The following is a 15,326-nucleotide window of genomic DNA, read 5'->3' as shown; positions in this document are numbered from 1 at the left end:
CTCTCCCCCGCCCCCCCCCTTCTATTTCTTTGGGTGGGGGGGGCCCTGGTATTTATGTATAACCGCCCCCCGCCGGCGCGGGGGGCCCCCCCCCCCCCCCCCTCCGGGCCCCCCCGCGGCGCCACGGGCCGGGCCGAACACCCTCACGGGTGGTCGGCCCGGCCTTTTCGCGTTCCCGGACGCGGACGCCGGCCCCGCCGGGCCCCGCCGGGCCGGCGGCGCCCCCGCGGCGGGCCCGGCCGGCCCGGGCGCGCGAGTGTGGCCGAGAGCCCACTCGGCACTGTCGGTCCGGGCGGGTAGGGTGATCGCTGTCATCGAGAGTGGCCCTCACCACGGCTTCTGTAACGCCGGGAGGGTCGGCGGCGATGAACGGATCGAGGCCCGCGTCGGAGGCGGGCCCTTGACGAACCAGGCGCGGCGCGCGATTCTCGTGGCGCGAGTCCGCCCCGGTTGGTTCGCTGGTGGATGCATAACCAGCGGCTCCGGAGGGAAGTGACTCCACGTGAGTCGAAGTGGCCCGGCAGCGTCCGGGCCCGTGCAGTACCCGGTGGGCGTTCGCGTCCGCCGGCTACCGGGAGGAGTCTCCGATTCGGTTTCCGAATCAGAGCTGGACAGCAGTGTGCCGTTTGGCTACACTGTCCCTTTGCGCTGCCTGTTAGCTGCTCCGTGACTCGTCGCCCGGAGTTTGCGTTGCCCTGAAGGGGTCTGGCACCGCCTCCGCAAAACGGCTCTGACCTCGGGTTTCACCCCCAGGCGGAGGCCAGTGGCGAGGGAGGTGGGACCAAACCTTTCCAGGCCCGGCCGGTACGCGCGCAGTGAGCTCCGAGCCCTCGGAAGGACCCCCCTCTTGGCCGCGCCGCGCAACGCCTCGAACAATTCCGCCGCATCCACCGCCCCGCTCCGCGTCTCGTTCGCGAAGATCAAGGAGCCCCTCGAGGTCCCGAACCTCCTGGCCCTGCAGACCGAGAGCTTTGACTGGCTGCTCGGCAACGCGGCCTGGAAGTCCCGGGTCGAGGCGGCCCTGGAGAGTGGTCAGGACGTCCCCACCAAGTCCGGTCTGGAGGAGATCTTCGAAGAGATCTCCCCGATCGAGGACTTCAGTGGGTCGATGTCGCTGACCTTCCGCGACCACCGTTTCGAGCCGCCGAAGAACTCCATTGACGAGTGCAAGGACCGCGACTTCACGTTCGCGGCCCCGCTCTTCGTCACGGCCGAGTTCACCAACAACGAGACCGGTGAGATCAAGTCTCAGACGGTCTTCATGGGCGATTTCCCGCTCATGACCCACAAGGGCACGTTCGTGATCAACGGCACCGAGCGTGTCGTCGTCTCGCAGCTCGTCCGCTCCCCGGGTGTGTACTTCGACTCCACCCTGGACAAGGTGTCCGACAAGGACATCTACTCCTGCAAGGTCATCCCCTCGCGTGGTGCCTGGCTGGAGATGGAGATCGACAAGCGCGACATGGTCGGCGTCCGCATCGACCGCAAGCGCAAGCAGTCCGTCACCGTGCTGCTCAAGGCGCTCGGCTGGACCAACGAGATGATTCTCGAGGAGTTCGGCGAGTACGAGTCGATGCGCGCCACCCTGGAGAAGGACCACACCCAGGGCCAGGACGACGCGCTGCTCGACATCTACCGCAAGCTGCGCCCGGGCGAGCCGCCGACCCGCGAGGCCGCGCAGACGCTTCTGGAGAACCTCTACTTCAACCCGAAGCGCTACGACCTCGCCAAGGTCGGCCGTTACAAGGTCAACCGCAAGCTGGGCAACGCCGAGTCGCTGGACTCCGGCGTGCTCACCGAGCCCGACATCATCGGTGCGATCAAGTACCTGGTGAAGCTGCACGCGGGCGAGACCGAGTGGCGCGACACCGAGGGCCGCGACATCGTGGTCGAGGTCGACGACATCGACCACTTCGGCAACCGTCGTCTGCGCAACGTCGGCGAGCTCATCCAGAACCAGGTCCGTACGGGTCTCGCCCGTATGGAGCGCGTCGTGCGCGAGCGCATGACCACCCAGGACGTCGAGGCGATCACGCCGCAGACCCTGATCAACATCCGGCCGGTCGTCGCCTCCATCAAGGAGTTCTTCGGCACCAGCCAGCTGTCGCAGTTCATGGACCAGACGAACCCGCTGTCGGGCCTGACCCACAAGCGTCGTCTGTCCGCCCTCGGTCCCGGTGGTCTCTCCCGTGAGCGCGCCGGCTTCGAGGTCCGTGACGTGCACCCCTCGCACTACGGGCGCATGTGTCCGATCGAGACCCCGGAAGGCCCGAACATCGGTCTGATCGGGTCGCTCGCCTCGTACGGCCGGGTCAACGCGTTCGGCTTCATCGAGACCCCGTACCGCAAGGTCATCGAGGGTGTCGTCACCGAGCAGGTCGACTACCTCACGGCCGACGAGGAGGACCGCTACGTCATCGCGCAGGCCAACGCCCCGCTGACGCCGGAGCTGACCTTCGCCGAGCCGCGTGTCCTGGTCCGCCGCCGCGGCGGCGAGATCGACTACATCCCGGGCACCGAGATCGACTACATGGACGTCTCGCCGCGCCAGATGGTGTCGGTCGCGACCGCCATGATCCCGTTCCTCGAGCACGACGACGCCAACCGCGCGCTCATGGGCTCGAACATGATGCGCCAGGCGGTGCCGCTGCTGAAGAGCGAGGCTCCGCTGGTCGGTACCGGCATGGAGTACCGCTGCGCCGTCGACGCCGCGGACGTCATCACCGCCGAGAAGGCCGGTGTCGTCCAGGAGGTCTCGGCCGACTACGTCACCGTGGCGAACGACGACGGCACGTACACCACGTACCGCGCCGCCAAGTTCACCCGCTCCAACCAGGGCACCGCCTTCAACCAGAAGGTGCTCGTGGACGAGGGCTCCCGGGTCGAGGTCAACCAGGTGCTGGCCGACGGCCCCTGCACCGACGAGGGCGAGATGGCCCTCGGCAAGAACCTCCTCGTGGCGTTCATGTCCTGGGAGGGTCACAACTACGAGGACGCGATCATCCTGTCGCAGCGCCTCGTGCAGGACGACGTCCTCTCCTCGATCCACATCGAGGAGCACGAGGTCGACGCCCGTGACACCAAGCTCGGCCCCGAGGAGATCACCCGGGACATCCCGAACGTCTCCGAGGAGGTCCTCGCGGACCTCGACGAGCGCGGCATCATCCGCATCGGCGCCGACGTCGTCACCGGCGACATCCTGGTCGGCAAGGTCACGCCCAAGGGCGAGACCGAGCTGACCCCGGAGGAGCGCCTGCTCCGCGCGATCTTCGGCGAGAAGGCCCGTGAGGTCCGCGACACCTCGCTGAAGGTGCCGCACGGTGAGTCCGGCAAGGTCATCGGCGTCCGCGTCTTCGACCGCGAAGAGGGCGACGAGCTGCCCCCGGGCGTCAACCAGCTGGTCCGCGTCTACGTGGCCCAGAAGCGCAAGATCACCAACGGTGACAAGCTCGCCGGCCGTCACGGCAACAAGGGCGTCATCTCGAAGATCCTGCCGGTCGAGGACATGCCGTTCCTGGAGGACGGCACCCCGGTCGACATCATCCTGAACCCGCTGGGTGTCCCGTCCCGAATGAACCCGGGACAGGTCCTGGAGATCCACCTCGGGTGGCTCGCCAAGCAGGGTTGGGACGTCTCCGGCCTCGCCGACGAGTGGGCCCAGCGCCTGCAGGCGATCGGCGCCGACACCGTCCAGGGCGGCACCAACCTCGCCACCCCGGTCTTCGACGGCGCCCGCGAGGACGAGATCACCGGCCTGCTGGACAACACCACCCTCACCCGTGACGGTGAGCGCCTGGTGAACTCCACCGGCAAGGCCCGGCTCTTCGACGGCCGCTCCGGCGAGCCGTTCCCCATGCCGGTCTCGGTCGGCTACATGTACATCCTCAAGCTGCACCACCTGGTCGACGACAAGCTGCACGCCCGTTCGACCGGTCCGTACTCGATGATCACCCAGCAGCCGCTCGGTGGTAAGGCGCAGTTCGGTGGTCAGCGCTTCGGTGAGATGGAGGTGTGGGCCCTTGAGGCGTACGGCGCCGCCTACGCCCTGCAGGAGCTCCTGACCATCAAGTCCGACGACGTTCTCGGCCGCGTGAAGGTCTACGAGGCCATCGTCAAGGGCGAGAACATCCCCGAGCCCGGCATTCCCGAGTCCTTCAAGGTTCTCATCAAGGAAATGCAGTCGCTCTGCCTCAACGTGGAGGTGCTGTCCTCGGACGGCCAGTCCATCGAGATGCGGGACTCCGACGAGGACGTGTTCCGCGCCGCCGAGGAGCTCGGCATCGACCTGTCCCGGCGCGAGCCGAGCAGCGTCGAAGAGGTCTGACGGAGGCCGGGCCGGCTCTTGACCACGAAGAGCCGGCCCGCCCCCAGGCCCCCCTCAGACCACATGAACGACTCTCGACTTACGAAAGAGGGCTTGACGACCAGTGCTTGACGTCAACTTCTTCGACGAGCTCCGCATCGGCCTGGCCACCGCCGACGACATCCGCCAGTGGTCGCACGGCGAGGTCAAGAAGCCGGAGACCATCAACTACCGCACCCTGAAGCCGGAAAAGGACGGGCTCTTCTGCGAGAAGATCTTCGGCCCCACCCGGGACTGGGAGTGCTACTGCGGCAAGTACAAGCGCGTCCGCTTCAAGGGCATCATCTGTGAGCGCTGCGGCGTCGAGGTGACCCGCGCCAAGGTGCGTCGTGAGCGGATGGGCCACATCGAGCTGGCCGCCCCGGTCACCCACATCTGGTACTTCAAGGGTGTCCCGTCCCGCCTGGGCTACCTGCTCGACCTGGCGCCGAAGGACCTTGAGAAGGTCATCTACTTCGCCGCCTACATGATCACCTGGGTGGACGACGAGCGTCGCCAGCGCGACCTCCCGTCCCTGGAGGCGCACGTCTCGGTCGAGCGTCAGCAGATCGAGAACCGCCGCGACTCCGACCTTGAGGCCCGTGCCAAGAAGGCCGAGACCGACCTGGCCGAGCTGGAGGCCGAGGGCGCCAAGGCCGACGTGCGCCGCAAGGTGCGCGAGGGTGCCGAGCGCGAGATGAAGCAGCTGCGCGACCGTGCGCAGCGCGAGCTCGACCGCCTCGACGAGGTGTGGGCCCGCTTCAAGAACCTCAAGGTCCAGGACCTTGAGGGCGACGAGCTGCTCTACCGCGAGCTGCGCGACCGCTTCGGCACCTACTTCTCCGGCTCGATGGGCGCGGCGGCCCTCAAGGACCGCCTTGAGACCTTCGACCTGGCGGAGGAGTCCGAGCGCCTGCGCGAGATCATCCGCACCGGCAAGGGCCAGAAGAAGACCCGTGCGCTGAAGCGCCTCAAGGTCGTCTCCGCGTTCCTGCAGACCACCAACAAGCCCAACGGCATGGTGCTGGACTGCGTCCCGGTCATCCCGCCGGACCTGCGTCCGATGGTGCAGCTGGACGGTGGCCGCTTCGCGACCTCCGACCTGAACGACCTGTACCGCCGCGTGATCAACCGCAACAACCGCCTGAAGCGCCTTCTCGACCTCGGCGCCCCCGAGATCATCGTGAACAACGAGAAGCGCATGCTCCAGGAGGCCGTCGACGCGCTGTTCGACAACGGCCGTCGTGGTCGCCCGGTCACGGGCCCCGGCAACCGCCCGCTGAAGTCCCTCAGCGACATGCTGAAGGGCAAGCAGGGTCGTTTCCGTCAGAACCTGCTCGGCAAGCGAGTCGACTACTCGGCCCGTTCGGTCATCGTCGTCGGCCCGCAGCTCAAGCTGCACCAGTGCGGTCTGCCCAAGGCCATGGCGCTGGAGCTCTTCAAGCCGTTCGTGATGAAGCGCCTGGTGGACCTGAACCACGCGCAGAACATCAAGTCGGCCAAGCGCATGGTCGAGCGTGCCCGCCCGGTCGTGTGGGACGTGCTCGAAGAGGTCATCGCCGAGCACCCGGTGCTGCTGAACCGTGCGCCCACCCTGCACCGCCTCGGCATCCAGGCCTTCGAGCCGCAGCTGGTCGAGGGCAAGGCCATCCAGATCCACCCGCTCGTCTGCACCGCGTTCAACGCGGACTTCGACGGTGACCAGATGGCCGTCCACCTGCCGCTCTCCGCGGAGGCGCAGGCCGAGGCCCGCATCCTGATGCTGTCCTCGAACAACATCCTGAAGCCGGCCGACGGTCGCCCCGTCACCATGCCGACCCAGGACATGGTGCTCGGTCTGTTCTTCCTCACCTCGGACCGGCCGAAGGTCAAGGGTGACGGTCGCTCCTTCTCCTCGACCGCCGAGGCGGTCATGGCGTTCGACGCCAAGGAGCTGGACGTCCAGGCCGTCATCGACGTCCGCCTGCCGATCGGCACCGTCCCGCCCCGCGGCTGGACCCCGCCGGTCGACGAGGACGGTCAGCCGGCCTGGTTCGAGGGCGAGTCCTTCCGCCTGCGGACCACCCTGGGCCGCGCGCTCTTCAACGAGCTGCTGCCCGAGGACTACCCGTTCGTCGACTACGAGGTGGGCAAGAAGCAGCTCTCCGCGATCGTCAACGACCTGGCGGAGCGCTACCCCAAGGTCGTCGTCGCGGCGACCCTGGACAACCTGAAGGCGGCCGGTTTCCACTGGGCCACCCGCTCGGGTGTCACCGTCTCGATCTCGGACGTCGTCGTCCCGCCGCAGAAGGCCCAGATCCTTGAGGGCTACGAAGCGCAGGCCGAGAAGATCCAGAAGCAGTACGAGCGCGGTCTGATCACCAACGACGAGCGCAAGCAGGAGCTCATCGGCATCTGGACCCGGGCGACCAACGAGGTCGCCGAGGCGATGAACGCCAACTTCGAGAAGACCAACCCCATCTTCATGATGGTGGACTCGGGCGCTCGAGGAAACATGATGCAGATGCGCCAGATCGCCGGTATGCGTGGTCTGGTGTCGAACGCGAAGAACGAGACGATCGCCCGTCCCATCAAGGCGTCGTTCCGTGAGGGCCTCACCGTTCTCGAGTACTTCATCTCGACCCACGGTGCCCGTAAGGGTCTGGCCGACACCGCTCTTCGTACCGCCGACTCCGGCTACCTCACCCGTCGTCTGGTCGACGTCTCCCAGGACGTCATCATTCGCGAGGAGGACTGCGGCACCGAGCGCGGCCTGAAGCTGGCGATCGGCACCGTCGGTGCCGACGGCGTCCTGCGCAAGACGGACGACGTCGAGACCAGCGTCTACGCCCGCATGCTCGCCGAGGACATCACGGTGGACGGCAAGCTCCTCGCCACCGCCAACACCGACCTCGGTGACGTGCTGATCGACGAGCTGATCCGCCACGGCATCAGCGAGGTCAAGACCCGCTCGATCCTGACCTGTGAGTCGGCCGTCGGCACCTGTGCCTTCTGCTACGGCCGCTCGCTGGCCACCGGCAAGCTGGTCGACATCGGTGAGGCGGTCGGCATCATCGCCGCCCAGTCCATCGGTGAGCCCGGTACCCAGCTGACCATGCGTACCTTCCACACCGGTGGTGTGGCCGGTGACGACATCACGCAGGGTCTGCCCCGTGTCGTCGAGCTCTTCGAGGCCCGTACCCCCAAGGGTGTGGCCCCGATCTCGGAGGCGCAGGGCCGGGTCCGCATCGAGGACACCGAGAAGACCCGCAAGCTGGTCGTCACGCCGGACGACGGCACCGACGAGATCGCCTACCCGGTCTCGAAGCGTGTGAAGCTGCTCGTCAGCGAGGGCGAGGCGGTCGCGGTCGGCCAGAAGCTGACCATGGGTGCCACCAACCCGCACGACGTGCTGCGGATCATGGGCCAGCGTGCCGTCCAGATCCACCTGGTCGCCGAGGTCCAGAAGGTCTACAACTCGCAGGGCGTGTCGATCCACGACAAGCACATCGAGATCATCATCCGGCAGATGCTCCGCCGCGTGACGATCATCGAGTCGGGCGACGCCGAGCTGCTCCCGGGCGAGCTCGTCGAGCGCGGCCGCTTCGAGACCGAGAACCGTCGCGTGGTCTCCGAGGGCGGTCACCCCGCCTCCGGCCGTCCGCAGCTGATGGGTATCACCAAGGCCTCGCTGGCCACCGAGTCCTGGCTGTCGGCCGCCTCCTTCCAGGAGACGACCCGGGTCCTCACCGACGCGGCGATCCACGCCAAGTCGGACCCGCTGCTGGGCCTCAAGGAGAACGTCATCCTCGGTAAGCTCATCCCGGCCGGTACGGGTCTGCCCCGCTACCGCAACATCCGGGTCGAGCCGACCGAGGAGGCCAAGGCCGCGATGTACTCGGCCGTCGGCTACGACGACTACGACCTGTCGCCCTTCGGCGCCGGCTCCGGCCAGGCGGTCCCGCTGGACGACTACGACTACGGCCCGTACACCGGCTGAGTCCACGGTCACGAACCGCCGGGCGGTCACCCCTCACGGGGGGTGGCCGCCCGGCGGCGTTCCGGGGCACCTGGCGGACCTCAGCAGGGGTTCGTCCGGGGCCGCCGCGGAGCCGCTGGGCGGCCGCCGCGGGAGCCGGAGATCAACGGATTAGGTTCCCCGGCGGAAGTCGCGTAGAGTCGTGTTTACCGACGCGGGGTGGAGCAGCTCGGTAGCTCGCTGGGCTCATAACCCAGAGGTCGCAGGTTCAAATCCTGTCCCCGCTACAAAACGAAGGGCCCGGAGGCATTCAGCCTCCGGGCCCTTCGGCGTTCCCGGAACCTCGGGCTCCCTCGTACGGGGGATCGGGTCGAACCGCCCGGGAGGGCGAGGCGCCGCCCGGCGGCGACGGGGGAGGCTTCTCGGCGTCGGAGGAACGGACGTGGAGGGGAGCCGGCCGTGAGGCGGGCACTGGGTGCGATGGCGATCACCGGCGGGGTCCGGGTCCGGGTACCGGCGGGGGAGGCGTACGCGGTGGCGCAGGAGCGGGGGCGGATCGTCCGGGAGACGCACGACGTCCTGGCGCACGCGGTGCTCTACCTGGTGTCACTGGCGCCGTTGGCCGGGTGCGGCGGGGCGCGGCACGTGGTCGCGGGCTGACCGGGCCGGGCCGGCCGCTCCCACGGGGGTGGGGCGGCCGGCCCGGCCCGGGAATTCGGTGGTGGCGCACCGTCCCCGGCCCGTAGCGTCCGGGGCATGACCGCCAAGCGTCCGCTGATCGCCGTCCTCACCGGTGCCGGTATCTCCACCGACTCCGGCATCCCCGACTACCGGGGGCCGAACGGCCTCTGGCAGCGGGACCCGCCGGCCCAGCGGCTCGTCACGATCGGCCCGTACCTGGCCGATCCCGAGGTCCGCCGGCAGGCCTGGCTGATGCGCCGGGACGCGGGCGCCCTGGCCGCCGAGCCGAACGCCGGACACCTCGCGCTGGTCGAGCTGGAGCGCAGCGGCCTGCCGGTGCGGGTGCTCACCCAGAACGTCGACGGCCTGCACCAGCGGGCCGGGACGTCCGCCCGCAAGGTGTTCGAACTGCACGGCACCGCGCGGGAGGTGGAGTGCGTGCGCTGCCACGCCGTCGGCCCGATGGCCGAGGCGCTGGAGCGCGTCGCCGCCGGCGACCCCGACCCGGCCTGCCGGGACTGCGACGGGGTGCTCAAGCCCCGCACGGTGATGTTCGGCCAGCCCCTGGACCCGGTGGTGCTCCAGCAGGCCGACGCCGTGGCCAAGGCCTGCGACCTGTTCATCGCCGTCGGCACCAGCCTCCAGGTGTACCCGGTGGCGGCCCTGCCGCAGATCGCGCTGGAGTCCGGTGCCCGGCTCATCGTGGTCAACGGCGAGCCCACGCCGTTCGACGAGGCGGCGGACGAGGTGGTCCGCGAGCCGATCTCCACCGCGCTCCCGGCGCTGGTCCGCCGGCTGGTGGCCGAGCACTCCTAGCCGCCCCGGGCCCGAGCGCCCGCCGACCGGACCGACCGCGTGCGTACGATGATCACCCCGGCTTCCCCTCGCACGGCCAGGAGTGATCGATCGATGACGACGACGGCGAAGTTCGACCCCTGGTCGGCGGCGTTCGTGGCCCACCCCTACGACGCGTACACCGAGCTGCGCGAGCACGCCCCGGTGACGTACTACGAGCCGACCGGCCAGTGGCTGGTCTCGCGCCACGAGGACGTCGGCGCGCTGCTGCGGGACCGGCGGCTGGGGCGGACGTACACCCACCGCTTCACCCACGAGGAGTTCGGCCGGCCCGCGCCCGACCCGGCGCACGAGCCGTTCCACACCCTCAACGACCACGGGCTGCTCGACCTGGAGGCGCCGGACCACACCCGGATCCGGCGGCTGGTCTCCAAGGCCTTCACCCCGCGCATGGTCGAGGGGCTGCGCCCGACCGTCCGGCGGCTCGCCGCGGACCTGGTGGACGGGCTGCTCGCGGCCGGCGGCGGCGACCTGCTCGCCGCCGTCGCCGAGCCGCTGCCCGTCGCGGTGATCGCCGAGATGCTGGGCGTGCCCGAGAGCGACCGGCACCTCCTGCGGCCGTGGTCCGCCGACATCACCGGCATGTTCGAGCTCAACCCGACCCAGGAGGCCGCCCGCCGGGCGGTCACCGCGAGCACCGAGTTCTCCGACTACCTGCGCGCCCTGATCCGCGCGCGGCGGGCCGAGCCCGGCGGCGACCTGATCAGCGCGCTGATCCAGGCCCAGGAGGGCGCCGACGCGCTCAGCGAGCAGGAGATGATCTCCACCTGCGTGCTGCTGCTCAACGCCGGCCACGAGGCGACCGTCAACACCACCGGGAACGGCTGGTGGGCGCTGTTCCGCAACCCCGGCGAACTCGCCCGGCTGCGCGGATCGGTGGACGACCTGCTGCCCACCGCCGTCGAGGAGCTGATGCGCTGGGACACCCCGCTGCAGATGTTCGAACGCTGGGTGCTGGAGGACATCGAGGTCCGCGGCGTCACCGTCCCGCGCGGCTCCGAGATCGCGCTGCTCTTCGGCTCCGCCAACCGGGACCCGGCCCGCTTCACCGACCCCGACCGGCTCGACCTCGGCCGCGCCGACAACCCGCACGTCACCTTCGGCGCCGGAATCCACTTCTGTCTCGGCGCCCCGCTCGCCAGACTGGAGCTCACCGAGTCCTACGGCGCGCTGCTGCGCCGGGCGCCCGGCCTGCGGCTGGTCCGCGAGCCCGAGTGGCGCCCGGGGTACGTGATCCGGGGGCTGGAGGAACTGCTGGTGGAGATCTAGGGGGAGCCGTGGACAGGGCGACGGGAACACTGCTGGGCCTGGCGATCGGTGACGCGCTGGGGCACCGCACCGAGTTCGACGAGATCGAGCACATCGCCCGGTACTGCGAGGACTGGCGGCGGCTCCCGCTGCCGGCCAAGGCGCTCGTCACCGACGACACCCAGATGACGCTCGCCCTCGCCCGCGGCCTGCGCACCGCCCTGGAGCGCGGCCCGCTCGGCCCGCTGCGCCTGGAACGGCCGGTGCGGGAGGAGTTCGTCGACTGGTGGCGCTCGCCGCAGAACAACCGGGCGCTGGGGATGACCTGCCTGCGCTCCTGCCAACGGCTCAGCGACGGCCGTCGTTGGCAGGCGGCGAGCGACCTCGGCTCCAAGGGCTGCGGTGCCAACATGCGGGTCGCCCCGATCGGCCTGGTCAAGGAGCTGACCCCGCGCCAGCTCTCCGGGGCCGCCCAGCTGCAGTCCGCCCTCACCCACGGCCACCCGACCGCGCTCGCGGCCAGTGACCTCACCGCGTACGCCGTGCGCCGGCTCACCGAGGGCCTGGCACCGTCCGCGCTGACCGCCGAGCTGCGGGCGTACGCGTTGGCCCACCGCACCCGGTACGACGACTTCTGGCTCGGTGACCTCGCGAAGCTCGCCCAGGACCCCTCGCCCGAGCACTTCACCGCCCGCGGCTGGGAGGACTGCCTGGGCGTGCTCGACCGGCTGGACGCGGCGCTCGCCGAGCCCGACGTCGAGGCGGACCCGTGCCTGGCCACCGGTGAGGGCTGGATCGCCGAGGAGGCGCTCGCCACCGGCCTGCTCTGCTTCCTCCTGCTGCCGGACGACCCGGTCGCCGCCGTGCGCCGGGCCGCCTACTCCTCCGGCGACTCCGACTCCATCGCCTGCCTGACCGGGGCCTTCGCCGGCGCGCACCTGGGTGCCTCGGCCTGGCCGGCGGACTGGGTCGAGCGGATCGAGCACCGGGACGAGCTGCTCGCCTTCGGCGCGCTCTGGGACTGACGGCGACGCGCCCCGGCCGGACGTGCCCCGGCGGGGGCGCGGGAGAACCGTGCCGGGGCGCGGGGCGCGGGGCGCGGGGCAGCCGGCGGAGCGGTGGAACCGGCCGGGCGGGTGCCGCGTCGAACCGCCATGACGAGCCGCACCCGCAGTCGCACCCGCCGCCGTCCGGCGACCCCGACCCTCGCCCCGACCCTCGCCCCGACCCTCGCCCCGGTCCTCGCCGCCGCGCTCGCCGCACCGCTGCTCACCGGCTGCGGCAGCACCGGCGCCGCCGACCCGGTCGTCGTCCGGGCCTCCGTGCCCACCTCCGCCCCGCCCGCCGACCCGGCCCATGTGTCGGCGACCGCCGCCGCGACCGGCGCCTTCGGCCTGGACCTGCTGCACACCCTCGCCGCCGCGCCCGAAGGGACCGGCCGCAACCTCGTGCTCTCCCCGTCCGGTCTGGCCACCGTGCTCGCCATGGTGCTGCCCGGTGCCCGCGGCACCACCGCCGACGAACTCGCCAAGGCCCTGCACACCGGGCTCACCCCGCGGCAGTACGCCCTCGCCACCGGCGCGCTCAACCGCGCCACCGCGCCCACCGACGGTCCGACCCTGCGCCAGACGGACGACCTCTGGGTCCAGCGGGGTTTCCCGCTCGACCAGGACTACCTGGGCACCCTCGCCGCCGCCTTCGGCACCGGCGTGCGCACCGCCGACTTCCGCGGCGACCCGGCGGCCGCCCGCCGGAGCGTCAACGCGTCGGTGGAGAAGGCGACCGAGGGCCGGGTCAAGGACCTCTTCGGGGAGAAGGCGATCAACCGGGACACCCGTCTGGCGCTCACCGACGCGCTCCACCTCAAGGCGAGGTGGGCCACCCCGTTCCAGCCCTCGCAGACCTCCGACCGGCCGTTCCACCACCCGGACGGTTCGACCCCCGCCGTCCCCACGATGGCCAGGAGCGGCACCCTGCGCTACGCCGACGGCTCCGGCGGCATCCTCGGCCAGCCCTGGCAGGCGGTCGAACTGCCCTACGCGGACGGCGCCGTGGCGATGGACCTGCTGGTGCCCGCGCAGGGCGGGTTCGACGCCTTCGCCAAGGGCCTGGACCACGTCCAGCTCACGATGATCCTGGACTCGCTCGCCGAGCGGTCCGTCGACCTCACCCTGCCGCGGTTCCGCGTCGACACGGCCAACGAACTGACGCCGGCCCTGCGCGCGCTCGGCGTCAACGCCGCCTTCGACGCCGCCGACCTCGGTGGCATCCCCGGACCGGGGACGGCCGAGCGGCTGAGGATCAGCACGGTGGTGCAGAAGGCCACCGTCCAGGTGGACGAGGAGGGCACGGTGGCCGCCGCCGGCAGCGGTGCCGGCATGGAGGCGGTGTCCGCGGCGGCCCCGAAGCGGGCCGTCGAGCTGCACATCGACCGGCCGTTCCTGTTCCTGATCAGGGACACCACGACCGGCCGGCCGCTCTTCCTCGGCCAGGTCACCGACCCGCGGGCGGGCTGACCGACCCGCCGGCGTACCGACCCGCCGGACGGCCCGCGGCGCCGGCCGCCGCGGGCGTCCGGTCACCAGGCCGGGTAGCGCCCGCCGAGCGCCGGATGGGTCGGTTCGCGGCTGCCGAACAGCACCAGCAGGTCGTCCGCCACCCGCAGCAGCGTCTCCCCGCCCTCGACGGCCTCGGTCCACGCCGCCGGCAGCGCCGCCGCGCCGTACGCCGCGCCGACCAGGTTGCCGCAGACCGCGCCGGTGGAGTCGCTGTCCCCGGAGTGGTTCACCGAGAGCAGCAGCGCCGTGCGGGCCGGGTCCGGCCCGGACGCGGCGGCCAGCAGGCAGTACACCGCGATCGCCAGGCACTCCTCGGCGATCCAGCCCAGCCCGACCCGCTCCACCGCCTCCGCCGAGGGCTCGGCCTCCTCGGCCACCCGTACCGCCCGGTGCAGCGCCAGGACGGTCTCCTTGGAGGCCGGCAGGTCCCGGGTCTGCTCGACGACCTGACCCACCGCCGTCCACGGCTCGACCCCGTCCACCAGCCGCTCGACCAGCGACGCGAACGCGCCCGCCGCCAGATAGCCGGTCGGGTGCCCGTGGGTGAGCTGCGCGCACTGCGCGGCCAGCCCGAAGGACTGCTCGGCGCCCAGCCGGGCCAGCCCGAACGGCGCCGAGCGCATCACCGTGCCGCACCCCTTGGAGTGCGCGTTGATCGGCCCCGGCTGCCCGAACGGCGCCGGCGCCTGGAACTCCGGGTGGTACGACACCCCCGTCAGACAGGCGTTGCCCGGCGCCCGCCGCGCGTACAGGAACGGCTGCCGCAGCAGCCAGCCGTCGTACGGGCGGGGGAGCGGCCCCTGGTCCGGCGCGCCCTGCCGCTGCGTCAGCAGCCAGCGCCGGTAGGCGCCGTGGACGGCCTCCGGCACCGAGCCGCCACCGCCCGACCAGCCCCGGACGAAGCCGCGGATCAGCCCCTCGGCGGTGAACAGCGTCATCTGGGTGTCGTCGGTGACCTCGGCGATCCGGCCGCCGCTCGGCAGCCCGGTCACTCCGGCCGGGCCGTACCGCTCCCGGATCTGCCGCAGCTGCTGGAACTCCACCGGCCAGCCCAGGGCGTCCCCGATGCCCCCGCCGAGCAGTGCCCCGCGCACCCGGTCCGCGTACCCCGACTCCGTCACCGTCGCTCCCCCTCGCTCCTGGGGGCCGGTCCGGCCGATCGGGCCGGGAGCGGCCGGACCGGCCGGACCGGCCCTGACGATGTCCGTTCTATCAGGCCCTAGGTATAAAACTGCTGGACGTTGGTGACACATGGATCTCCGACTACGACGGAGTCCTGTCATGCCCCCTTCGCAGCAACAGCAGCAGGACCGCCAGGCCCAGCGGCGCCTGGCGGTCCTGAGACACGCCGAGGAGGTCAGCGGGAACGTCTCGCAGACCTGCCGGTACTACGGGATCAGCCGCAACTGCTTCTACAGGTGGCAGCGGCGCTACCGTGAGGAGGGCATCGGGGGCCTGCGCGACCGCTCCAGCGCGCCGCACCACAGCCCGAACGCCACCGATGCCGACATCGTGAACAAGATCGTCTACCTGCGGCAGAACTACCACTTCGGCCCGATGAAGATCCAGATGTACCTCAAGCGGTATCACGACATCGACATCGCCTGTTCCGCCGTCTACCGCATCCTCAAACGGCTGGGCCTGAACCGGCTGCCCTCGTCCCAGCGCTACCAGCGGCACGACA

At 70.9% G+C, this 15,326-nt stretch carries 9 protein-coding genes and 1 tRNA gene; 9 read left to right on the top strand and 1 reads right to left on the bottom strand.

Annotated features, from left to right (window positions below):
* Positions 1–847: 847 nt before the first annotated feature.
* The 8 genes from rpoB (at position 848) to ACFXHB_RS41380 (ending at position 13,600) form a co-directional block, all read left to right on the top strand.
* A complete protein-coding gene (rpoB, locus tag ACFXHB_RS41415; protein ID WP_380581801.1) occupies positions 848–4,324 on the top strand; it encodes a DNA-directed RNA polymerase subunit beta in 3,477 nt (1,158 codons plus the stop codon).
* A gap of 103 nt (positions 4,325–4,427) precedes the next feature.
* Positions 4,428–8,321 (top strand): DNA-directed RNA polymerase subunit beta', encoded by a 3,894-nt coding sequence (locus ACFXHB_RS41410; RefSeq protein ID WP_380581799.1) that lies wholly within the window; start codon positions 4,428–4,430, stop codon positions 8,319–8,321.
* A gap of 192 nt (positions 8,322–8,513) precedes the next feature.
* Positions 8,514–8,587: transfer RNA gene (locus tag ACFXHB_RS41405), tRNA-Met, on the top strand.
* A 172-nt stretch (positions 8,588–8,759) separates the two neighbouring features.
* The gene (locus ACFXHB_RS41400) at positions 8,760–8,960 is read left to right on the top strand and encodes a hypothetical protein (protein ID WP_380581797.1); all 201 of its coding nucleotides are present in this window, start codon (positions 8,760–8,762) and stop codon (positions 8,958–8,960) included.
* A gap of 96 nt (positions 8,961–9,056) precedes the next feature.
* Positions 9,057–9,797 carry an NAD-dependent deacetylase gene (locus ACFXHB_RS41395; protein ID WP_380581795.1) on the top strand — a complete coding sequence of 247 codons (741 nt, stop codon included), beginning with the start codon at positions 9,057–9,059 and terminating at the stop codon, positions 9,795–9,797.
* Positions 9,798–9,890: 93 nt separating this feature from the next.
* Positions 9,891–11,105, top strand: a complete 1,215-nt coding sequence (locus ACFXHB_RS41390; RefSeq protein ID WP_380581793.1) for a cytochrome P450 — start codon at positions 9,891–9,893, stop codon at positions 11,103–11,105.
* An 8-nt stretch (positions 11,106–11,113) separates the two neighbouring features.
* Entirely contained in the window at positions 11,114–12,109 is a 996-nt protein-coding gene (locus tag ACFXHB_RS41385; RefSeq protein ID WP_380581791.1) for an ADP-ribosylglycohydrolase family protein, read from the top strand.
* Between the two features lie 129 nt (positions 12,110–12,238).
* On the top strand, positions 12,239–13,600 hold the full coding sequence (locus tag ACFXHB_RS41380) for a serpin family protein (RefSeq protein ID WP_380581789.1): 1,362 nt from the start codon (positions 12,239–12,241) through the stop codon (positions 13,598–13,600).
* A 62-nt stretch (positions 13,601–13,662) separates the two neighbouring features.
* Here the strand turns inward: ACFXHB_RS41380 and ACFXHB_RS41375 are convergent, their stop codons facing one another.
* Positions 13,663–14,763 (bottom strand): ADP-ribosylglycohydrolase family protein, encoded by a 1,101-nt coding sequence (locus ACFXHB_RS41375; protein ID WP_380581787.1) that lies wholly within the window; start codon positions 14,761–14,763, stop codon positions 13,663–13,665.
* Positions 14,764–14,923: 160 nt separating this feature from the next.
* Here ACFXHB_RS41375 and ACFXHB_RS41370 point away from each other — a divergent pair.
* The coding region (locus ACFXHB_RS41370) for a helix-turn-helix domain-containing protein (protein ID WP_380581785.1) at positions 14,924–15,326 on the top strand (403 nt) is incomplete at its 3' end.

Source organism: Kitasatospora sp. NPDC059327, assembly GCF_042752535.1.
Classification (GTDB): domain Bacteria; phylum Actinomycetota; class Actinomycetes; order Streptomycetales; family Streptomycetaceae; genus Kitasatospora.
Note: the sequence above shows the minus strand (reverse complement) of the source record. Positions and strands in the feature narration are given on the sequence as shown.